The sequence below is a fragment of the Propioniciclava sp. MC1595 genome (assembly GCF_017569205.1).
Lineage (GTDB): Bacteria > Actinomycetota > Actinomycetes > Propionibacteriales > Propionibacteriaceae > Propioniciclava.
In genome coordinates this window covers 907465-926661 of the sequence record NZ_CP071870.1, presented here as the reverse complement: position 1 = coordinate 926661, position 19197 = coordinate 907465, and the positions used below count along the sequence as shown (strand labels likewise).

Annotated in this window: 25 protein-coding genes; 7 read left to right on the top strand and 18 right to left on the bottom strand. The window is 70.7% G+C overall.

Features of this window, described 5'->3' with window-relative positions:
• Positions 1-258 precede the first annotated feature (258 nt).
• From J4N02_RS04350 to J4N02_RS04340, 3 genes are all read right to left on the bottom strand, one after another.
• Positions 259-606, bottom strand: a complete 348-nt coding sequence (locus J4N02_RS04350) for a thiol-disulfide oxidoreductase DCC family protein (protein ID WP_188332524.1) — start codon at positions 604-606, stop codon at positions 259-261.
• Entirely contained in the window at positions 606-1886 is a 1281-nt protein-coding gene (locus tag J4N02_RS04345) for an adenylosuccinate synthase (RefSeq protein WP_188332523.1), read from the bottom strand. The genes J4N02_RS04350 and J4N02_RS04345 overlap by 1 nt, the downstream gene beginning before the upstream one ends.
• A 122-nt stretch (positions 1887-2008) precedes the next feature.
• Complete coding sequence (locus J4N02_RS04340) at positions 2009-2464, bottom strand: DUF3151 domain-containing protein (RefSeq protein WP_188332522.1); 456 nt, start codon at positions 2462-2464, stop codon at positions 2009-2011.
• 122 nt (positions 2465-2586) lie between these two features.
• On the opposite strand from J4N02_RS04340, the gene J4N02_RS04335 reads away from it, so the two are divergent.
• The gene (locus J4N02_RS04335) at positions 2587-2952 is read left to right on the top strand and encodes an MFS transporter (protein WP_182814372.1); all 366 of its coding nucleotides are present in this window, start codon (positions 2587-2589) and stop codon (positions 2950-2952) included.
• Here the strand turns inward: J4N02_RS04335 and J4N02_RS04330 are convergent.
• Complete coding sequence (locus tag J4N02_RS04330) at positions 2865-3164, bottom strand: hypothetical protein (RefSeq protein ID WP_182814371.1); 300 nt, start codon at positions 3162-3164, stop codon at positions 2865-2867. The genes J4N02_RS04335 and J4N02_RS04330 overlap by 88 nt on opposite strands.
• Before the next feature lie 136 nt (positions 3165-3300).
• On the opposite strand from J4N02_RS04330, the gene J4N02_RS04325 reads away from it, so the two are divergent.
• Genes J4N02_RS04325 through J4N02_RS04315 form a run of 3 tightly spaced genes read left to right on the top strand, consistent with a single transcriptional unit; the run spans position 3301 to position 4679 of the window.
• Positions 3301-3528: a hypothetical protein gene (locus tag J4N02_RS04325; protein ID WP_182814609.1), complete on the top strand. Its 228-nt coding sequence runs from the start codon at positions 3301-3303 to the stop codon at positions 3526-3528.
• Positions 3525-4472, top strand: coding sequence for a Clp protease N-terminal domain-containing protein (locus tag J4N02_RS04320; protein WP_188332521.1), 948 nt, complete (start codon positions 3525-3527; stop codon positions 4470-4472). The genes J4N02_RS04325 and J4N02_RS04320 overlap by 4 nt, the downstream gene beginning before the upstream one ends.
• Before the next feature lie 12 nt (positions 4473-4484).
• Positions 4485-4679, top strand: coding sequence for a hypothetical protein (locus J4N02_RS04315; RefSeq protein WP_182814369.1), 195 nt, complete (start codon positions 4485-4487; stop codon positions 4677-4679).
• Between the two features lie 103 nt (positions 4680-4782).
• Here J4N02_RS04315 and fbaA read toward each other — a convergent pair whose 3' ends face one another.
• The 4 genes from fbaA to J4N02_RS04300 all read right to left on the bottom strand — a co-directional run bounded on the left by fbaA (position 4783) and on the right by J4N02_RS04300 (position 7387).
• The gene (fbaA, locus tag J4N02_RS04310) at positions 4783-5805 is read right to left on the bottom strand and encodes a class II fructose-bisphosphate aldolase (RefSeq protein ID WP_188332520.1); all 1023 of its coding nucleotides are present in this window, start codon (positions 5803-5805) and stop codon (positions 4783-4785) included.
• A 145-nt stretch (positions 5806-5950) separates the two neighbouring features.
• Positions 5951-6562, bottom strand: a complete 612-nt coding sequence (locus tag J4N02_RS04305; RefSeq protein WP_188332519.1) for a hypothetical protein — start codon at positions 6560-6562, stop codon at positions 5951-5953.
• Between the two features lie 23 nt (positions 6563-6585).
• Positions 6586-6708: a hypothetical protein gene (locus J4N02_RS17050; protein ID WP_255437043.1), complete on the bottom strand. Its 123-nt coding sequence runs from the start codon at positions 6706-6708 to the stop codon at positions 6586-6588.
• Positions 6709-6748: 40 nt separating this feature from the next.
• Positions 6749-7387: a TrmH family RNA methyltransferase gene (locus J4N02_RS04300; protein WP_188332700.1), complete on the bottom strand. Its 639-nt coding sequence runs from the start codon at positions 7385-7387 to the stop codon at positions 6749-6751.
• Positions 7388-7462: 75 nt separating this feature from the next.
• Here J4N02_RS04300 and J4N02_RS04295 point away from each other — a divergent pair, with 75 nt between their 5' ends.
• On the top strand, positions 7463-8401 hold the full coding sequence (locus tag J4N02_RS04295) for a DUF368 domain-containing protein (RefSeq protein ID WP_188332518.1): 939 nt from the start codon (positions 7463-7465) through the stop codon (positions 8399-8401).
• Here J4N02_RS04295 and J4N02_RS04290 read toward each other — a convergent pair.
• A complete protein-coding gene (locus J4N02_RS04290; protein WP_188332517.1) occupies positions 8390-10543 on the bottom strand; it encodes an MDR family MFS transporter in 2154 nt (717 codons plus the stop codon). The two genes, J4N02_RS04295 and J4N02_RS04290, sit on opposite strands and share 12 nt — an antisense overlap.
• 68 nt (positions 10544-10611) lie before the next feature.
• On the opposite strand from J4N02_RS04290, the gene J4N02_RS04285 reads away from it, so the two are divergent.
• Positions 10612-11100 carry a MarR family winged helix-turn-helix transcriptional regulator gene (locus J4N02_RS04285; RefSeq protein WP_182814363.1) on the top strand — a complete coding sequence of 163 codons (489 nt, stop codon included), beginning with the start codon at positions 10612-10614 and terminating at the stop codon, positions 11098-11100.
• 36 nt (positions 11101-11136) lie between these two features.
• Positions 11137-14034 (top strand): MFS transporter, encoded by a 2898-nt coding sequence (locus tag J4N02_RS04280; RefSeq protein WP_208091127.1) that lies wholly within the window; start codon positions 11137-11139, stop codon positions 14032-14034.
• A gap of 57 nt (positions 14035-14091) precedes the next feature.
• On the opposite strand, the gene J4N02_RS04275 is transcribed toward J4N02_RS04280, so the two are convergent.
• The 9 genes from J4N02_RS04275 to J4N02_RS04235 form a co-directional block, all read right to left on the bottom strand.
• The gene (locus J4N02_RS04275) at positions 14092-14895 is read right to left on the bottom strand and encodes a LemA family protein (protein ID WP_182814361.1); all 804 of its coding nucleotides are present in this window, start codon (positions 14893-14895) and stop codon (positions 14092-14094) included.
• 21 nt (positions 14896-14916) lie between these two features.
• Positions 14917-15459 (bottom strand): orotate phosphoribosyltransferase, encoded by a 543-nt coding sequence (gene pyrE, locus J4N02_RS04270; RefSeq protein WP_188332516.1) that lies wholly within the window; start codon positions 15457-15459, stop codon positions 14917-14919.
• A 43-nt stretch (positions 15460-15502) separates the two neighbouring features.
• On the bottom strand, positions 15503-16186 hold the full coding sequence (locus J4N02_RS04265; RefSeq protein WP_188332515.1) for a class E sortase: 684 nt from the start codon (positions 16184-16186) through the stop codon (positions 15503-15505).
• 13 nt (positions 16187-16199) lie between these two features.
• A complete protein-coding gene (locus J4N02_RS04260) occupies positions 16200-16352 on the bottom strand; it encodes a hypothetical protein (RefSeq protein WP_188332514.1) in 153 nt (50 codons plus the stop codon).
• A gap of 298 nt (positions 16353-16650) precedes the next feature.
• Entirely contained in the window at positions 16651-17130 is a 480-nt protein-coding gene (locus tag J4N02_RS04255; protein ID WP_182814357.1) for a hypothetical protein, read from the bottom strand.
• A gap of 215 nt (positions 17131-17345) precedes the next feature.
• Complete coding sequence (locus J4N02_RS04250) at positions 17346-17765, bottom strand: hypothetical protein (RefSeq protein WP_188332513.1); 420 nt, start codon at positions 17763-17765, stop codon at positions 17346-17348.
• Positions 17766-17843: 78 nt separating this feature from the next.
• Positions 17844-17999 (bottom strand): hypothetical protein, encoded by a 156-nt coding sequence (locus J4N02_RS04245; RefSeq protein ID WP_188332512.1) that lies wholly within the window; start codon positions 17997-17999, stop codon positions 17844-17846.
• A 196-nt stretch (positions 18000-18195) separates the two neighbouring features.
• A complete protein-coding gene (locus tag J4N02_RS04240; RefSeq protein WP_182814354.1) occupies positions 18196-18453 on the bottom strand; it encodes a hypothetical protein in 258 nt (85 codons plus the stop codon).
• A gap of 257 nt (positions 18454-18710) precedes the next feature.
• Complete coding sequence (locus tag J4N02_RS04235; protein WP_188332511.1) at positions 18711-19070, bottom strand: hypothetical protein; 360 nt, start codon at positions 19068-19070, stop codon at positions 18711-18713.
• Positions 19071-19197 lie beyond the last annotated feature (127 nt).

Sequence of the window (19197 nt, the reverse complement as noted above, 5' to 3'; positions counted from 1 at the left end):
GACCGCGCGCATGCTGCCCTCCCTCGTCGGTGCGTCCACCCTAGTGCCACGCCTCGAACTCGGCCCGCCATGCGGCCACGAGGGCACGCGTTCAGGGGCCCGGCGACGCCGAAGGGATGGTGTCTCCTCGAACTCTTGACGTTGGAACGCCTGGAACCGTCAAATCGGACCCCGGATCTTTGATGGTTCCGGCCCGACATTCGGCAAAGGTTCAGGCGAACCCCCTGACCCAAATCGGGCCCGAGTATGACGCGTCGATCAGCCCAGCCGGCACTCCCCCGTGCCGCCGGGCAGCAGGTGCCGGAAGCGGGCGACGACCCGGTAGACCAGCGCGGCGGGCCACGCCAGCGGCCCACGCACCAGCCAGCCGGCCACCCGCAACCAGAGCGGTCCGAACCGCAACGCCTCCCCGATCGCACGGGCCCCGTAGACCACGCGTCCGTCGGCCAGCACGGCCGGGATCTCGCGACCGGCGCGCGCGGCGTCCACGCCGAGGGACGGCAGGTCGACCGACTGCATCGACCGCACCCCCGGGACGCCCCACGCGACAAGCCACGACGCCGACCGCGAGCAGAACCCGCAGTCGGCGTCGTAGAGGAGGTGCATCAGACCAGGTCGTGGATCATGACCGCCTGCTCGCGGCCCGGGCCGACGCCGATGCCGGAGATGCGGCAGCGGATCAGCTCCTCGAGGCGCTTCACGTATGCCTGGCACGTGGCGGGCAGCTCGTCGAAGGTGCGGCACCCGGAGATGTCCTCGGTCCAGCCGTCGAGGTACTCATAGATCGGCTCGGCCTTGACGAGGTCGTTCATCAGCACCGGGTAGTGCTCGAGCCGGCGCCCGTCGACCTCGTAGGCCACGCAGACCGGGATCTTCTCCCAGCCGGTGAGGATGTCCAGCTTGGTGAGGAACACGTCGGTGACGCCGTTGTAGGTGCAGGCGGCCTCGACCACGAGCGGGTCGAACCAGCCGCAGCGGCGCGGGCGCCCGGTTGTGGTGCCGAACTCGCCGCCGTCGTTGCGGAGGCGGTCGCCGTCCTCGTCGAGGAGCTCGGTCGGGAACGGGCCCTCGCCCACACGGGTGGTGTAGGCCTTGGCGATGCCGACGATGCGGTCCAGCCGGGTCGGGCCCACGCCGGAGCCGGTGCACGCGCCGGCCGCGATCGGGTTCGACGAGGTGACGTACGGGTAGGTGCCGTGGTCGACGTCCAGGTGGTGCGCCTGCGCGCCCTCGAACACGACCAGCTGGCCCTCGTCGAGGGCGTCGTTGAGTTCTCGGGCGACGTCGCGCACCATCGGGCGCACGCGGTCGGCGAAGCTGAGCAGGTGGTCGGCGACCTCGGTCGCGTCGACCTCCATCTGGTTGTAGACCTTCACCAGCAGCTGGTTCTTCTGCTTCAGCGAGGCCTCTACCTTGTCGCGCAGCAGTTCCTCGTCCAGGAGGTCCTGGATACGGATGCCCACGCGGTTGATCTTGTCGGCGTACGCCGGGCCGACGCCGCGGCCGGTGGTGCCGATCTTGCGCTTGCCGAGGAACCGCTCGGTGACCTTGTCGAGCACCTTGTGGTACGGCGTGATGATGTGCGCGTTCGCGCTGATGATGAGCCGCGAGGTGTCGACGCCGCGGGCGTTCAGGGCGTCGATCTCGCTGAACAGCACCTCGAGGTCGACGACGACGCCGTTGCCGATCACCGGGATGCCGGGGTTCAGGATGCCGCTGGGCAGCAGGTGCAGCGCGTACTTCTCGCCGTTGACGACGAGGGTGTGGCCGGCGTTGTTGCCGCCGGAGTAGCGGACCGTGTAGTCGACCTGGTCGCCCAGCTGGTCGGTCGCCTTCCCCTTGCCCTCGTCACCCCACTGCGTGCCGATCACGACGATCCCAGGCATGCGTTGCCCCTTCTTGCAAAGCGAAAGCCCGGGCAAGGCTTGCCGGGCTCTTACCGGGTCAGCCTATCCGAAACGATGTTCGGACGCCGTGGGTCCCGCACGGCGGACCCCGGCCGCCGCGCTCACAGGGTCAGCGGACGGGTGCGGGCCAGCTCGACGTAGGCCTCCTCGGACGCCTCGAGCAGGAACAGCACGCAGCGCTCGTACTCGGCCTGCTCGCCGATCCGCCGCGCCGCGCAGGCCAGCGCCCAGAGCGCGCGCAGGAAGCCCTGGTTCGGCTCGTGCCCCCACGGGATCGGCCCCTTGCCCCGCCAACCGGCGCGACGGAGGGCGTCCAGCCCGCGGTGGTAGCCGGTGCGCGCGAAGGCGTACGCCGACAGGTCGCCCTGGGTGGTGTGCGCGCTCAGCGACCCCTCCGCGAGCAGCGCCCAGCCCAGCGACGAGGCGGGGTGGCGCGCGACGACGTCGAGGAAGGAGCCGTCGCCGAGGTTCACGATGTCGTCGAGGGCCTCGTCGGCCGGGAGCTCGGTGCGCCCGACGGGGGCGGCCAGCAGGAGGGTGCGCGCGTCACTCGACATGGGCGTCAGCCTAGTGGGGGCAAGATGGTTTCCATGGCTTCGGACGGGTCGGCGGGTTGGCGTCCGGGCGACCCCGAGTACCAACGCATCACGGTGGCGCTGTTCCTCGCCGGGCCCTGCTGGTGTTCGGCCCCCTCTCGGACGCCGTGGGTCGCCTCACCCTCATGCGCGCCACCCTGCTCGTGGCCGCCCTGGTCGCGATCGGGACGGCGGTCGCGCCGTCGTGGGGACTGCTGCTGGCGCTGCGCGCGGTGCTGGGGTTCGCGGTCGCCGGCCTCCCGGCGGTGGCCGCCGCCTACCTGCGGGAGGAGGTCGCCCCGACGTGGGCGTCCGCGGCGACGGGGCTCTACATCGGCGGCACGGCGCTGGGCGGCATCCGGCGCGGGGCTGAAGGACGGCGTCAGTACCGGGTGATGGTGTCGACGAGCACCTTCGCAGCGATCAGGTTGAGCCGCGGCTCGGCCTGGCGCAGCACCTTCATGGCGTAGACCGGGTCCGCCTCGGCGTCGACACCGGCCTCGTTCAGCACCCCGAGCGCCCACACCCGCGCCTTGCGGCCGGGGATGGGGGTGGCGGGCTCGTCGAAGATCTGCTCCAGCACCTCGGAGGCAGGGCGGGTCTGCCGCCTGCTGATCACGAGCAACAGCAGGAAGCCGAGGATCAGGACGAGGATCGCGATCTCTGCCGGTCCGAAGCGCATGTCCCCACGCTACAGGCCGCACGCGAGCAACCCAGGTTGACAACCACCCGTGTGTCAACCTAGGTTGACCATCATGACCCCCACGCCCGCTCCCGAGCCGGACGCCCGGCCGGAACCCCAGCCGGGACCCGACCGGGTGGCCCGCACGGCGTCCGACACCAGCGACCCGCTGCGCGCGCTGGCCGCGGTCTCCGCGCTCCGCCGCCTGGCCGACCAGCTCGAGCACCTGCAGGTGGAGGCCGCGCTGCGCCAGGGCCACGCGTGGCCCGAGATCGCGCAGGCGCTCGGCGTCACCCGCCAGGCCGTCCACAAGAAGCACGCCCGCCGCATCGCCCCCGACCTCCGCGAAAGGAACCCCCGATGAGCCGCACCCAGCTCTCCGCCCTCTGGACGACCGCCGCGTGGCGCGAGGCCGCCCGCGTCCGCGCGGCCGAGGTCGACGTCGAGCACCTGTACCTCGGGCTCATCGCCGTCGGCGGGGCCGCCGCCGCCCTGCTCGGCCGCCACGGGATCACGCTCGCCTCGGCCCGCGGCCGGGTGCGGGACGCCCTGGCCGAGGACCTCGCCACCCTCGGCATCGACGTCGCCGACCTGCCCTCCCCCATCCACTTCATGCAGATGGGCGACCCCGCCTGGCACGCCACCGCCCGGGCCGACGCCCTGCTCAAGTCGGTGACGCTCACCGACACCTACGCCGCCCTGGTCGCCCTGCTGCAGGAGCCGTCGGGCATCGTGCGGCGGCTCGTCCACGCCGACGGCGTCGTGCCGCAGGACCTCGTGCCCGAGCTCAAGGAGGGCGCCGACGACCCGTACGCGCCCGAGGCGGTCCCGGCCGACGACACCCTGCTGCCCCCGCCCAACCGCGGGCAGCGCGTGCGCCGCTACGTGTCCGCGCCGCCGGCGGACGTGGTGGCCGCGCTCGCCGACCCGGCCCTGCTGGCGCTGTGGGCCTTCGACCCGGTGAAGTCCCAGGTCTCCGAGGGCGGCCTGCGCAACCGGATCGAGAAGGGCGGCAGGTCCCTGACCGTGCGGCTCTCCTGCACCCGGACCACCGAGGCGGACGCCAAGGTCGTGACCTGGGTGCACACGGCCGAGGACACCAAGTACGCGGGCGAGACGCTCACCTACGACCGGTTCGAGGTGCGCCCGGCGCCCGGAGGGTCCGAGGTGACCCGCATCGCCGGACGCCGCACGTTCGGCCTGGTCGGCCGGGTGCTCGCCCCCGTGTACGACCTGTTCGGGTCGTGGGGCCTGCTGCACACCATGCAGGCCATCACGTTCGGGATCGCGGACCGGCAGCCCAGCTGAGAGGATCGACCCATGCCACGACCGCTGCGCCAGGAACCCTGCCTCTCGAAGTGCGACTGGGCACCCACCGGCGAGACGCGCGACGAGTACCTCGTCTTCGCGTGCGCGGGCTGCCGTTCGGAGTGGGTCCGCTCCGAGGGCTGGACGCCCCGCAACCTCGACGGCACCATCGCGGCCGAGGTCGTCGCCGAGCTCGCCCGCCGCTGACCGCCCCACCCGGTCCCTCCCGCACCAACCGGCCCCGGACGCGCGGACGCCGCGGGGCAGCTGAGCTGCACCCGCGGCGTCCGTGGTCGTCAGGCCGACTGGCTCACTTGCCGGAGGTCCCGACCGAGCCGAGGTCCTGGCAGGCCTGGACGATGCGCGCGGACATCGCGTTCTCGGCCTCCTTGCCCCAGGCGCGGGGGTCGTACTGCTTCTTGTTGCCGACGTCGCCGTCGATCTTCAGGACGCCGGCGTAGTTGGCGAGCATCCAGCCGGCCACCGGGCGGGTGAACGCGTACTGGGTGTCGGTGTCGACGTTCATCTTGATGACGCCGTAGGACACCGCGTCAGCGATGTCCTGCTCCGAGGAGCCCGAGCCACCGTGGAAGACGAGGTCGAACGGCTTGTCCTTGCCGTACTTGGCGGCCACGGCGTCCTGGATGTCCTTGAGGACCTCGGGGCGCAGCTTGACCGCACCCGGCTTGTACACGCCGTGCACGTTGCCGAAGGTGAAGGCGGCCATGTAGCGGCCCTTCTCGCCCAGGCCGAGGGCCTCGGCGGTGCGGATGCCGTCCTCGGGGGTGGTGTAGAGCTTCTCGTTGATCTCGTTGGCGACGCCGTCCTCCTCGCCACCGACGACGCCGATCTCGACCTCGAGGATCTGCTTGTTGTACTGGGTCAGCGCCAGCAGCTCCTCGCCGATCTTCAGGTTCTCGTCCATCGGCACGGCGGAGCCGTCCCACATGTGGGACTGGAACAGCGGGTCCTGGCCGTTGGCGACGCGCTGGCGGGAGATCTCCAGCAGCGGGCGGACGTAGGTGTCCAGCTTGTCCTTGGGGCAGTGGTCGGTGTGGATGGCCACGTTGATCGGGTACTTGGCGGCGACCACGTGCGCGAACTCGGCGAGCGCGACGGCGCCGGTCACCATGTCCTTGACGCCTTGGCCGGAGCCGTACTCGGCCCCACCCGTCGAGAACTGGATGATGCCGTCGCTACCGGCGTCCGCGAAGCCCTTGAGGGCCGCATTCAGGGTCTGCGACGAGGTCACGTTGATGGCCGGGTAGGCGAAGCCCTTCGACTTCGCACGGTCGATCATCTCGGCGTACACGTCGGGCGTTGCAATGGGCATCTGTCACTCCTTGGTGGGTGCTTCCTCGAACACCACCATTCAACCGCATATCCGCCGCGGACGCTCCCCCCACGGGGACTCTGGCCACCTCGCGGACGCGGAGGTTCAGGTGCTGGACACCCTGCTTCCGCGACAGCCGGCCGGGTCAGTTGTCGAGCGGCCGCAGGTCGACGTGGTGCCGGTCGCCCGACAGCGCACGCACGGCGTTGTCGACCGCGGACGGGGTGTGGCTGAGCCAATCGACGGGCACCTCTCGCCAGGCGCCGTTGGTCGCGACCACGACGAGGCGCCCCGATCCGCGCGACCCGCCGGGGACGGCGACGAGGTGGTCGACGTCCTCCCAGGCCAGGTAGTCGTCGAGGTAGAGCCCGCCCCGGCCGATGCCGAGGGCCAGTCCCTCGTGCAAGCGACCGATCGCCCGCTTCGCGAGCACCGACTGCACGATGGTGCGCACCAGCAGCGCGATGGAGATGGCGAGGCTGATGCCGAAGATCGTCCAGAACATGGTGTCGAGGTTGTCGCGGTTGAACCAGCCGATGACGCCCCAGATGACCAGGGACAGCACGATCCCGAAGATGCGGCCCTTGATGGCGCTGCGGAACTGCTGGTAGCGGGCGACCGCCGGCTCGGGGTCGAAGAACACCGGGAAGTCGAGCGCCTCGCGCGGTGGACGGGACCAGCCCTGGGCGGGGGCGCCGCCGGCGCCTGGGACGCCGACAGCCTGCACTCCGGGTGGGGGTGCAGGCTGCTGGCTCATGCGCTCCATGCTACTGAAGGGCGTCACTCGGCCCGGGCGACCCCCTCGGCCACGACGCCGCGCAGCGTGCGGCGGGTGACGAGCAGGCTCGACGCCACCGTCCCGACCCCGACCGCCAGCACCGCGAGCATCGTGCCCAGGGACACGGGGTCGAACGTTGAGTTTCCTACGTCGAGGGCTTGGGTTTCACGCGTCGAGGGCTCTCGCGTGCTGCAGCGACCAGTGGTACATGGCGATCGCGGCTGCGGCACCGGCGTTGAGCGAGCGGGTGGAGCCGTGCTGGGTGATCGCCACGAGCCGGTCGCAGGCCGCGACGACCTCGTCGGTCAGCCCGGGGCCCTCCGACCCGAAGACCAGGCAGCACGCCTCCGGGAGTTCGGCGGTCTCCAAGGGCACCGACCCGGGCAGGTTGTCGACGCCCACCAGCGCCACTCCGGCCGTCTCGGCCCAGGCCACGAACTCCTCCACGCTCGCGTGGTGGTGCACGTGCAGGTAGCGGTCGGTGACCATCGCCCCGCGCCGGTTCCAGCGCCGGCGTCCGAGGATGTGCACCCCGACCACGTTGAAGGCGTTCGCCGTCCGCACGACCGAACCGATGTTGAAGCCGTGCTCCCAGTTCTGGATCGCCACGTGCAGGGGCGCGCGCCGGGTGTCGAGGTCGGCCACGATCGCCTCGAGGCGCCAGTAGCGGTACTCGTCGAGCACGTTGCGGCGGTCGCCGGCGGCGAGCAGTTCGGGGTCGAGCCGCGGGTCGTCCGGCCAGGGCTGCGGGTGCGGCCCGACCCCGACCGACGGCGCGGTGGGGTCGGTCGGCTCGTCGTCCACGGCAACCGGTTCGGAGGCGTCCACGCGCCCACGGTAGCCTGATCGGCGGACCACGCCACCCACCGGAAGAGAAGCATGACGACCGACGAGACCCCCGTCCGCCCGGACGCCCCCGACGCGACCGACCTCCACGCCCCCGACAGCGTCGCCGCGTGGCTGGTCCGGCTGCTCAAGGGCATCGCGGTCGGGATCGGCTTCATCCTCCCCGGCCTGTCCGGCGGCGTGCTCGCGGTGATCTTCAAGATCTACGACCCGCTGATCAAGTTCCTGGCCAACCCGTTCAGGAACTTCTGGCGCCAGGTGAAGTACTTCCTGCCCGTGGGCATCGGCGGCATCATCGGCGTCGTCCTGTTCTCGATCGTCGTGGCCGCCGCGTTCGGCCGCTACGAGGCCGCGTTCGTGTGCCTGTTCATCGGCTTCGTCATAGGCACGTTCCCGAGCCTGTGGCGTCAGGCCGGGCTCAAGGGCCGCGCGGCGAAGCACTGGCTGATCCTGGCCGTTTCGGCCGCGGTCATCTTCGGGATCATGCTCGCCGGCGGCGGTCTCAACCTGCAGGTGCCGCCGAGCATCCCGGTGTGGCTCGGCTCCGGCGCCCTGATCGGCCTGGGCGTGATCGTCCCGGGCATGAGCCCCTCGAACTTCCTGATCTACTTCGGCCTCTACGACAAGATGGCCGAGGGCATCAAGGACTTCGACCCCACCGTCTTCATCCCGCTGTTCATCGGGCTGGCGCTGTGCGTGGTGCTGTTCGCCAAGGCCGCCAACTGGGCCTTCGAGAAGCACTACGCGGGCATGTACCACTTCATCCTGGGCATGGTCGCCGGCTCGTCGCTGGCGATCTTCCCGACAGTCGTGTTCGCGCCCGACGCGATCGAGAAGGCGGGCCTGGGCATGGGCGCCTTCCTCGCGTTCTGCGCGGTCATGCTCATCCTCGGCGTCATCGCCTCGTGGCTGTTCTCCAAGGTCGAGGACCGCTACTCCGGCGAGCGCGACGCCATCGACTCAGCGTCCTGACCCCTCCTCGGGTTCCTGCCCGGGTTCCTCGCGACCGGACGCCTCGGCGTCCGGTTCGTCGTCTGCCGGGGTCTGCGGGATCGGCAGTTCGGGGACGAAGTCGAGCTCGCGCCGCACGGCGATGTCGGCGACCAGGGCGGTGTCGAGCAGCCAGACCGCCCGCTGGAGGGCGCTGGTGTCGATGCCCTCGACGGACGCCGACCGCGGCCGGGTGACGTGCTCCACCTCGTCCTGCGCCATGGCGCGGCGCGCCACCTGCTCGGCCACGGCGTGGAGGCGTCCGGTCAGCTCGTCGCTGAGCATGGCCCGGCGCTTGCCCCGCTCGGACAGCTCCACGGCGAAGGCCTCGTGCGCGTCGATGGTGTCGGGGTCCTCGGCCAGGAGCATGGCGCTGGTGGCCCGCAGCAGGTGCAGTCCGCGGCCCAGGTCGCCCTCACCGAACTCCTGGACGGCCGCGCACAGGATCGGGTTGTCGCCCCGCTCGACCTGCGCGGCCAGCAGCGAGAGGTGGGCGGCCATCATGCGCTCCTTGGCGCGGTCGTGGCGCTCCTCGGGCGTGAGCACGAGCACGCCGGGGTCGATGTTGCTCCGGGACGCCGCCTCCAGCGCCTGCCCGGGCTCGGTCGGGCCGAGCGTGTCGCGCAGCGGGATCGCGCGGATCGCCACGGTCGCGAGCAGCACGACCACGGCCAGTCCGGGCAGCACGAGGTAGACGCTGTGCATCGCCCCGGCCAGCGACTCGCGCAGGACGGCGACCACGGCCTCCGGCATGCCCACCAGCGCGTTGGGGTCGAGCACGACGTTGGGGTCGAGGCCCCCGGCCGGGATCTGGGCCTGCGCCTCGGGGGTCATGTTCGTGCGCAGCCCGTTGACCAGCTGGGTCGTCATCAGCGTGCCCGCGACGGCGGTGCCGAGCGTGTTCGCGACGCTGCGGAAGAACTGCAGCGACGAGGTGGCGGGGCCGAGGTCGCGGCGCTGCACCGCGTTCTGCACGACGAGGGTGTAGATCTGGAACGACATGCCCGTGCCGAGGCCGAACAGGGTGGTCCACAGCGTCAGCTCCCACGGCGTGGAGTGGGCGCCCAGGCGCAGCATCAGCACCGACGCGATCGCCATGAGCGTGACGCCGACGACGGCGAACGACTTGTAGCGGCCGGTGCGGGTGGTCAGCTGGCCGATCACGATGCCCATCAGGAACAGGCCGACGTTCATCGGGATGAGGATCAGGCCGGACTCGGTCGCCGAGACCCCGAGGACGCCCTGGGCGTAGACCGGCGTGTAGATGATCAGCGTGATCAGCGCCATGTTCATGAAGCAGGACGCGATCACCGACCAGGTGAAGATCGAGTTGCGGAACAGATACATCGGCACGATCGGCTCGGCCGCGCGACGCTCGATGAACACGAACAGCACCAGCACCACGGCCCCGACCGCCAACAGGCCGAGGACGAGCGGGTCGGCCCACCCCCGCGTCCCGCCGAGGCTGATGCCGAGAAGCGCGGACGTGACGCCCACGGTCATCGCGGCGATGCCGGCGTGGTCGACGGTCCGGGGGATGTCGATCTCGGGCACCTTCATGAACCGGATCACCAGGAACAGGGCGACCAGCCCGACGGGCAGGTTGACGTAGAACAGCCAACGCCAGCTCGCGGCGTCCGTGATCGCACCGCCGATGAGCGGGCCCGCGACCTGCGAGGCCCCCATCAGCGCGCCCATGTAGCCCGCGTACTTGCCGCGCTGCCGGGGCGGGATCACGTCGCCCAGGATGGTCTGCGACAGCGGCATCAGGATGCCCATCGCGACGCCCTGGACCGCGCGGGCCGCGACCAGGAAGGTGAAGCTCGTCGCGAGGCCGGACAGGGCCGAACCGATCATGAACAGGACCAGGCCGAGCACGTAGAACCGGCGCCGGCCGAACATGTCGGCGAGCTTGCCGCTGATCGGGGTGACGATCGCCGAGACGAGCATGACGATGGTCGAGAGCCACGAGTAGTACTCGACGCCGCCGAGGTCGGAGATGATGCGCGGGATGGCGGGGCTGACGATCGTCTGGCTGATCGAGGACGTGAACATGCCGATCATCAGCCCGAAGTAGATCCAGCGGATCCTGGCGAAGTCGAACTGGTCCGGCGGCTGCGTCACCCTCCGCACCCTACTTCGCGGACAGACGCCTTTTCTGCGTCACCGCCTGTCAGCGCTAGCATGCGCCCATGACCGAGGCCCACCCCACCCCCCACGACGAGCTCGTGGCGGCGTTGGTCTCCCAGGTGCAGGTGCTGGCATTGGCGTCCGACCGGATCGGTGCGTTGTTCGCGGGCCAGCACCACCTCCACACCACCGACTTCCGCGCGCTGACCGCGATCTACCGCGCCGAGCGGGTGGGGCGTCCCCTCACCGCCCGCCAGCTCGCCGACCAGCTGCAGATCTCCCCCGGGGCCGTCACCTACCTCGTCGACCGGCTCGCCGCCTCCGGGCACGTCTTCCGCGACGCCGACCCCACCGACCGCCGCCGCGTGCTGCTGCGCATCGGCGAGCACGGGCGCGAGGTCGCGTTCGCGTTCTTTGGGCCGCTCGGCCAGGCACACGCCGACGCGATGGCGAACTACTCCGACGCCGACCTCCAGGTCTGCCTGCGCTTCCTCGAGGACGTGAACGCCGGCCTGCGGGAGTTCGACGAGGGCCTGCGCACAGGCGAATAGTTCAGTCATTGAATCTTCGTGCTACCGTGTGAGACCGTGAGCACGAGCACCCCGCGCCGGTGGGGCGTCGCCGTGGCCCTCTACCTGCTGGGCATCTTCATGGGCGCCATCGACACCGGCATCATCACCCCGGCACGCACCGTCATCCAGTCCCAGCTCGGCGTCGACGAGGCCACCGGCATCTGGATGATCACCATCTACACGCTGGCCTACGCCGCCGCGATCCCGGTCATGGGCAAGCTGGCCGACCGCAACGGCCGCAAGCCCATCTACCTGCTGTCGATCGTCCTGTTCGGCGTCGGCTCCCTGCTGTGCGGGCTCAGCCAGGACGTGGGCTCCTACGAGATGCTCATCGCCTCGCGCGCCATCCAGGCGATCGGCGCCGGCGGCATCCTCCCCATCGCGACCGCCGACATCGGCACCGCGGTCCCCCGCGAGAAGCGCGGCATGGCGCTGGGCCTGGTGGGCGCGGTGTACGGCATCGCCAACGTCTTCGGCGCCTCGGCGGGCTCGCTGGTGCTCGACATCGCCGGCGCCGAGAACTGGCAGTGGATCTTCTACATCAACGTGCCCATCTCGATCGCGATCATCGTGGCCGGCGTCCTGTGGCTGCCCAACCGTCGCGCCGACGAGGTCGCCCCCATCGACGTGTGGGGCTCGCTGGTGCTGGTGACGATGATCCTGTCGCTGCTGTGGGGGGCCCGGAACCTCGACTTCTTCGACCTCGGTGCCTCGATCACCTCCCTGGAGGTCTGGCCGTGGCTGGCCCTGTTCCTCGTGCTCATCCCGGTGTTCGTCCTGGTCGAGCGGCGGGCGGCCGATCCCGTGATGAACCTGGGCTACTTCTCCAACCGCGGGATCGCCCTGACGCTGGTGCTGTCGCTGCTGTCCGGCGTGATCCTCATGGGCGTGGTGTTCGTGCCGCAGTTCGCGGAGAACTCGCTCAAGTTGCCGGCCGGGTCGGGCGGCTACCTCGTCATCGCGCTCGGGCTCGCGTCGGGCGTCGGCGCGCCCATGTCCGGACGCCTCACCGACAAGTACGGACCCCGCGTGGTGCTGGGGCTCGGCGCCGGCATCTCGCTGCTGGCCGCGATCGTGATCATCCTGTGGGCCATCCCGCAGCCGTCGATGGCGTCGGTGCTCACCGGCCTGATCGGGCTGGGCCTCGGCCTCGGCTTCATCGTCGGCTCGCCGCTGAACTACATGATGCTCGAGCGCGTGCCCGACGAGGAGTCCAGCTCCGCGCTCGGCACCCTGTCCCTGGTGCGCGCCATCGGCACCACGCTCGCGCCGGCCCTCATGGTGGGCTTCCTGGCCAACGCCGGCACCACGATGCAGGACCGGATCATGGAGCAACTGCCCGACACGGTCGCCGCGCCCGCCCTGCCGCACGCCGCCGAGCTGAAGGCCACCCTCGAGAAGTGGAAGGCCGACCCCGAACTGGCCGACAGGATCCCCGCCTTCGACACCAGCTACCTCGACCGCACCGAGATCGACCTGTCGGAGATGTCCTCCGGCGGCGGCGACCTGCCCGACGACCTCGTCGACCTCCTGCGCACCGCCGACGTCACGAACATCACCGAGCGCAGCAAGCTCGTCGCCGAGCGCATGTTCGCCGACGAGACCCCGACCCGGGTCGCCGAGATCCAGGGCGGTGTGCAGTCGGGCATCGACGGGCTGAGGAGCGCGCTGGGCGAGCTCGACCAGGGCGAGGGCGAGATGACCTCGGGCCTGGCCGAGATGGACTCCGGCCTCGCCGAGATGGACACCGGCCTGGTCGACATGACCCGCGCCCGCGCCGAGATGACCGACGGACTGGAGGGCATGGACCGCGGCCTGCTCGAGATGGGCCGCGCCCTGAGCGGCATCGGCGACGGGATCGCCGGCATGCGCGAGGGCCTCGCCGGCCTCGGGCAGGCGATCACCGGCATGGGCACCGGCCTGTCCCAGCTGCGCACCGCGATCACCCAGATCGAGCGCGCCCTGGCCGCCATCCCGCCGGTGCCCCCCGGCCCGGATCCGACGACCCCGACCACGACCGAGCCGACCCCGACGCCCGATCCGACCGCGACCCCGACACCCGATCCGACGGCCACGCCGACCCCGGACCCCACCGCGACCCCCACCCCGGATCCCAGCGCCAGCCCGGAGCCGACACCCGAGCCCACGGCGTCCCCGACCCCTTCGCCGGAACCCACCGCGACGCCCGAGCCCACGGCGTCCGCCACGCCCGGGCCGACGGCCAGCCCTGACCCGACGGTCTCGCCCGAGCCGACGCCGGCGGTCGCCGACGCGGTCGGCTTCGCCGCGCCGATGGGTCCGCCGCCGGGCGTGGTCCCGCCGGGCGGCATGCCCTCCCGGGACGCCCTGCTTGCCCAGCTGGGCCAGCTGCGCGCCACCGAGGCCGCGCTGTCGGCCCAGCGGCAGGAGGCCGTGACCCAGCGGGACGCGCTGGCGGCCCAGCTCGCCACGACGCTCTCGCAGCGCGAGGACCTGGCGACCCAGCGGGCCGCCCTGCAGGAGGGCCGCACCAAGCTGGCCGACGCGCGGGCCGAGCTCGAGGCCGGTCAGGAGGAGCTCATGGGCGGGCGTTCGGAGCTGGCCCAGGCCCGCAGCGAGCTCGAGGCGGCCCGCGAGGACCTGCGCAGCGGACGCGCCGAGATGGTGACGACGCTCGGGCAGCTGCAGGAGCTGCACGACGCGGTCCCGGGCGCGTTCGAGGCGTCGAAGGCCGACTACCTGGCCGAGATCGACGCCCGGGGCCCCCGGATCGAGGCGGCCTTCCAGGGCGGCCTGAACGCCGGGTTCCGCGACCTGTACATCCTGTTCGCGGGCGCCTGCGCCCTCACCCTGGGCGTCCTGCTGCTGGTCGGACGCGGCCCGCACCACCCGGCCGCCCCGCCGACAGCCACCGTTCCCGACGACGCGGCGTAGCACGAGGCCCCGCCCACCTGGTGGTGGGCGGGGCCTCTGCCTTGGTTCAGCGACCGATCACTGGCGGCCGTAGGACGGCGGCTCGTACGGGCCGTCCTGGCTCTGCGGGGGCTCGGCGGGCTGCTGCTGGGGCTGGGCCTGCTGGCCGAAGTCGATGCCCGGCTGCTCGCGGTAGGCCTGCGGGTTGGGCAGCTCGTTGGGGTTCGACGCCTCCACCGACGCGGGGCCGGCCTGGCGCTGCGGCTCGGGGGCGTCGCCACGGTAGGAGATCTCGCCGAAGCTCACGTCGGGGGCGCGACGCACCTCGGCGTCGTTGACCTCGAAGTAGGTGGCCTTCTCGAAGTTGAACGAGCTCGCGATGAAGTTGGTCGGGACCGACTCGATGCGCGTGTTGTAGTTGCGCACGTTCGCGTTGTAGTAGCGGCGGCCCGCGGCGATCCGGTCCTCCGTCTCGGCGAGCTGGCGCTGCAGCTCGAGGAAGTTCTGGTTGCTCTTGAGCTCGGGGTAGGCCTCGACCTGCACCATCAGGCCACGGACCTGCTGGGTCAGCTGCTCCTCCACCGCGGCCCGCTCGGCCGACGGGGCGTCACCGCGCTCGGCGGACGACAGCTGCTGGGCCTGCTGGCGCAGCCGCACGATGCCCTCGAGCGTGTTGCGCTCGTGGCCCGCGAAGGCACGCACGGTCTCGACCAGGTTCGGGATCAGCTCGTAGCGCCGGTTCAGTTCGACATCGACCTGGCGCCACGACTCCTGGATGAGGTTGCGCTGCTTGACGAAGCCGTTGTACGCGCCCACGGCCCAGGCGATGCCGCCGACCACGACGAGCAGGACGATGATCAGGGGGATCGCGATCCATTCCATGCCCGAAAGAGTAGCGGGCGATCACGACAAACCGAGGTCTTCCAACCCGACGGCGTAGCGATAGGGCAGGCCGGCGGACTCGATCTTCTCCCGGACGCCGGTGTTGCGGTCCACGATCGTGACCACGCCGGCGACGATCCCGCCGGCCTCCTGGACGGCCTCGACGGCCTGCATGACCGACCCACCGGTGGTCGAGGTGTCCTCCACGACGAGCACCCGGCGACCGGCCACCTCGGTGCCCTCGATGCGGCGCTGCAGCCCGTGCGCCTTCGACTCCTTGCGCACGACGAACGCGTCGAGGCGCTCCCCCGCCGCGGCCGCCGCGTGCAGCATGGCCACCGCCACCGGGTCGGCACCGAGGGTGAGCCCGCCGGCGGCCTCGAAGTCCCAGTCGGCGGTCAGCTCGCGCATCACGCGGCCCACGACCGGCGCGGCAGCCCCGTCGAGCGTGACCCGGCGCAGGTCGACGTAGTAGTCGGCCTCCTTGCCCGAGGCCAGCGTGACCTTCCCGTGCACCACGGCGAGGTCGAGGATGTGCTTGATCAGGTCTTCGCGGTCGGCCATGACCCGAAGCCTAGGGGCAGGGCGCCGCACCCGCGGCGTCCGTTCACTTGGACCGGGTGTCGACGAGCTTGCCGAACGCGATGGTGCGGTCGGGCGAGCGAAACAGGTCCTGGCACGTCGTGAGCGTGATCAGCGCCTCGGTCGGCCGCACCTCGGGCTGGCCGGGCACGGGCTGGATCACCCAGGTGTCGGTGTCCTTGACCGTCATCTCGGCCGGGTTATTGGTCAGCTCGTAGGTGTACACGGCGTCGCGGGTCTCGACGACGACCTGGTCGCCGGCCACGAGATCCATGATCGGCGCGAACGGGCCGGTCGCACCGCGGTGACCCGCGACGGCGAAGTTGCCCACCTCGCCCGGCGCGGCCGTGCCGTCGTACCAGCCCAGGCCCTTCTTCAGGGTGGGCTGGTCGGTGCCGGCCAGCACCGGCTGTTCGAAGGCGTCCCCGAACTTCGGGATGCGCAGCAGCGCCACGGCGTCCCCCGGCACCGGCCGCGCCGGCTCGCCGCTCTCGGACGCCGCGGGCTCGACCTCCCACGCCTGCCGCAGGTCGGACGCCTCGGCCGCGGCCACGTGCGGATCGACGAGCGGATTCCAGAACAGGTCGTAGCTGGACCAGCCGAGTGCCCCGAGCCCGACCACGAGCAGGACCACCCCCGCGATGGTGAGGCCACGTCCGCCGCGGCGCTTGTCGGCCAGCGCTCGGCGAGGGGTGGCGTCCGCGGTCATGGGGTCCATTGTGTCAGGGGGCGGGAGTTCGTTCATCGGAGTCAGCATCGCCGTCGGGCCATCGATCCGTCGCGCGGGCCTGGCTCAGGATGGCGTCCACGTCGGCGTCCTCCAGGATGAACGGGCGCAGCAGCGCCCGGACGAAGGGGCACCTTCGTCCCGACACCGTTGCAGCAGCTCAGGGTCCCGGGCGAGGTTCCGGACGACGACCTCCTGCTCAGGCCGGCCCCGCCAGCGCAACCAACGCTCCCCGTTAGATGGGGCGCCCGACCCGGGGCGACGTGGACGCCTTCGCTCCAGTTCCTGCAATGCCGCCACGTGGAGGTCGATCACCGTCGGGGACTGCCACACCAAGGAGTCGTTCGGCTCGTGGGCGAACCTGGCCTCGTGCAGGGCCTTCGCCAAGGCGGTCAACTCCGCTGCGGACCACCCCGCAAAGCTGGTCATGTCGAGTACCCGTTCCCTCATGACGCATCTCGATCCGCTCGCGCGTGCCTCGCTTGGACCTCCACCACGAAGGGATCCGTCCCGAGCAGGTCGACCAACAGCACGTCACCGCGGGTTGGGTTGAGGACCACGAAGCCTTCCCGGTTCCACGTGGTGAGCACCGACACCAGCGCAGGCTGAAGTGGCGCGACCAGAGTCAGGACGCCCACCTGTGGCTGTGGCCCAGGCAGGATCCACAGCTCGTCGCCAGGCTGACCCGCCGCGGTCGCAAGGTGGTCGGCGACTGAACTCGCACTCGTGAAGGTCCTCCGCTCGGGCTCGGCGCCACTCGCGGCTCCCCACGCTGCGAGGATCGCGCGGATCTTTGCGTCCGACGCAGGCGGCGTCTCCACCATGGGGGCGTCCGGGAGGTCGGCGAGCACTCCGGCGAGTTCGTCGCGCCACGGCTTCGCTTCGCGTTCGGCAAGCAGGAAACGCAAGCGTTCGGTGGTCGCCATGGTCAATCCTTCGGTACACCAGCGGTCGTGGGGTTACGTCCGCGGGGTCCCGTGGGGGTGGGACGCCGCCCACGCTACTACCCCCGAACGACGATTCCAGCGGTATCCACAGGCAGTGTTTTCGCGACGCCCAGAAGCTCGCGGGCCCACGCGAGACCGCTGCGCGCATCGCCTCCCCCGTCGTGTGCTTACGTAGTCGTCGCCGGGCTGAGGCGTCATCCGAACAGCTCGCGCGACCTGGTCTTCCGCAACTCGTCCAACCGACGTTCGGTGTCCGGCCACTGCTCTGGCGAGAACAGGGTCTCGAGCTCAGCCAAGTGCTCACCCAGGAACGCGGCGTAGGCCCCATCCAGCTGCCCCGAGCGTTCGCGTTGCCCGGTGAAGAGCCGACGGATGAGGTCGACCGAGTACCAGCGTCGCCTGCACTCGACAGGCTGCAGTTCGAGGCTGAGCCCGCCCTTCTCCCGGGCGAACCGCCACCGGAGCGGGGGCTGCTCCAGCACCAGAAACGCATTGCCGCGCTCGTCGTCCGCGCGGAGCGCGTCGGCGACCGCGGCACGACCTGTCCGTAGGAACGGCATGTGCGCGTCGATGAAGGCGGTGATCGACGGCGCGGTCCCGTGCTGCACAGTCATCCTCCCTCCCAGCCCAGCAGCACCCTCTACGTAGGCAGAGGCAGTGCCCACCTCCGAACGGGCAGGGATGTGACGTCGTCAGTCTGGGTCGACCACCCACGAGGTGATTCCCGGCGCGATGGTCACGCCGGGAACAACAGCCCAGTCAGGCGGCCCCGGGATGATCGGGTCCACGACGCCCACATCCTCGGCGGCGAGCCACACCTCACCGCCCTCGTCACACATGAACACCACGACCCCCACACTCCGTCATGAGCAGACGGACGACTCCTTGGTCAATGGACGGACACTCCAGCATCAGCCACCTCCCATGGCAATACCCGCAACCGAGAGCGACGTGATCACGTTGTTCCCTTCGGTGACAACGTGCACCACCTGGACGGACGGGTTGCCGTGCGCCCCACCGACGGTACCCACGGCGCACGAGGGGTCACAGGATCCCGCCTACGAACCGTACGCGAATGCGGCCCACGAGCGACGCGTCCGACATGACCTCAAACCACGTGTAGTCGAAGACGCGAACCTCGACGACAGCATCGCCGAGGTCCGCACCCTCCGGATCCTCGGTCCACACGCCTCCTTCACGGAAGCGCGGTGTCGGAACCCCGCTCTCCACGCCGAGAAACACCCCGGAGTCGAACTGCTCCACTTCTGGCAGCAGCGCGAGCAACTGCTCCGTGGTGCCCACCAAGCGCGGCTCTGCACCCGTACGAGGTAACGAGCTACTGCCAACGAACCGACAGTCCGACACCCACCACACCAAGTCTGGTCGCGGCTCACCCAGGCACGCCACGATCAAGGCTGCCTGGTCGCCCGTCCCGACCACGGAGGCACCGGGGAACGCGTCCAACGACAACTCGACTGATTCAGGAGTGCCCATGGCTGCCTGCCGTTGGGTCAAGGACATCCCGATCACTTCCAACGTACGTAGAGTCGTTGCCACCATCACACCCCTGTCTCGCTGACGACCGCCCGACCGGCCTCCACGACAACGTGGTCGCCGGGGTCAACTGCCCTGACCCCACCCGCAACGTTCAGCAACTGGATACCGCCGCCGATCAGCTCCATCACGAGACAACCGTCCTCGTGGATGTGCACAACTTCACCGGCGAGCACCAGACCCGACTCCGGCCGCAGGATTGGCGCTCCGCTGCGTCTCGGCCGGATGTCCGCCCACGACACAGGGTCGACGTCGAGTTCCACGTCCGTCTTCTGCCCGGCTACAGCTCCGGGCCAGATGACCCACCCACGCACGCCCTCCGACTCGACGAGAACCGACTCGACGAGAACATTGTCCATGGCCACCGTAACCTCCTTGTGGGCGGCCAGTTGATCTCCTCTCTGGCGGTCACGTGATCTCCCGTTTCGTGGCCAGCTGATCTCCCTGCCGTGTTGGGGTCGACGGCGTGTCGGCCCTCACCGATGGTGTGTG

What these genes read in the sequence shown, in the direction of transcription:
- J4N02_RS04350 (WP_188332524.1), bottom strand. Translation starts at nt 606, where the DNA reads ATGCACCTCCTCTACGACGCCGACTGCGGGTTCTGCTCGCGGTCGGCG.
- J4N02_RS04345 (WP_188332523.1), bottom strand. Translation starts at nt 1,886, where the DNA reads ATGCCTGGGATCGTCGTGATCGGCACGCAGTGGGGTGACGAGGGCAAG.
- J4N02_RS04340 (WP_188332522.1), bottom strand. Translation starts at nt 2,464, where the DNA reads ATGTCGAGTGACGCGCGCACCCTCCTGCTGGCCGCCCCCGTCGGGCGC.
- J4N02_RS04330 (WP_182814371.1), bottom strand. Translation starts at nt 3,164, where the DNA reads ATGCGCTTCGGACCGGCAGAGATCGCGATCCTCGTCCTGATCCTCGGC.
- J4N02_RS04320 (WP_188332521.1), top strand. Translation starts at nt 3,525, where the DNA reads ATGAGCCGCACCCAGCTCTCCGCCCTCTGGACGACCGCCGCGTGGCGC.
- J4N02_RS04315 (WP_182814369.1), top strand. Translation starts at nt 4,485, where the DNA reads ATGCCACGACCGCTGCGCCAGGAACCCTGCCTCTCGAAGTGCGACTGG.
- fbaA (WP_188332520.1), bottom strand. Translation starts at nt 5,805, where the DNA reads ATGCCCATTGCAACGCCCGACGTGTACGCCGAGATGATCGACCGTGCG.
- J4N02_RS04305 (WP_188332519.1), bottom strand. Translation starts at nt 6,562, where the DNA reads ATGAGCCAGCAGCCTGCACCCCCACCCGGAGTGCAGGCTGTCGGCGTC.
- J4N02_RS04295 (WP_188332518.1), top strand. Translation starts at nt 7,463, where the DNA reads ATGACGACCGACGAGACCCCCGTCCGCCCGGACGCCCCCGACGCGACC.
- J4N02_RS04285 (WP_182814363.1), top strand. Translation starts at nt 10,612, where the DNA reads ATGACCGAGGCCCACCCCACCCCCCACGACGAGCTCGTGGCGGCGTTG.
- J4N02_RS04275 (WP_182814361.1), bottom strand. Translation starts at nt 14,895, where the DNA reads ATGGAATGGATCGCGATCCCCCTGATCATCGTCCTGCTCGTCGTGGTC.
- pyrE (WP_188332516.1), bottom strand. Translation starts at nt 15,459, where the DNA reads ATGGCCGACCGCGAAGACCTGATCAAGCACATCCTCGACCTCGCCGTG.
- J4N02_RS04265 (WP_188332515.1), bottom strand. Translation starts at nt 16,186, where the DNA reads ATGACCGCGGACGCCACCCCTCGCCGAGCGCTGGCCGACAAGCGCCGC.
- J4N02_RS04255 (WP_182814357.1), bottom strand. Translation starts at nt 17,130, where the DNA reads ATGGCGACCACCGAACGCTTGCGTTTCCTGCTTGCCGAACGCGAAGCG.
- J4N02_RS04250 (WP_188332513.1), bottom strand. Translation starts at nt 17,765, where the DNA reads ATGACTGTGCAGCACGGGACCGCGCCGTCGATCACCGCCTTCATCGAC.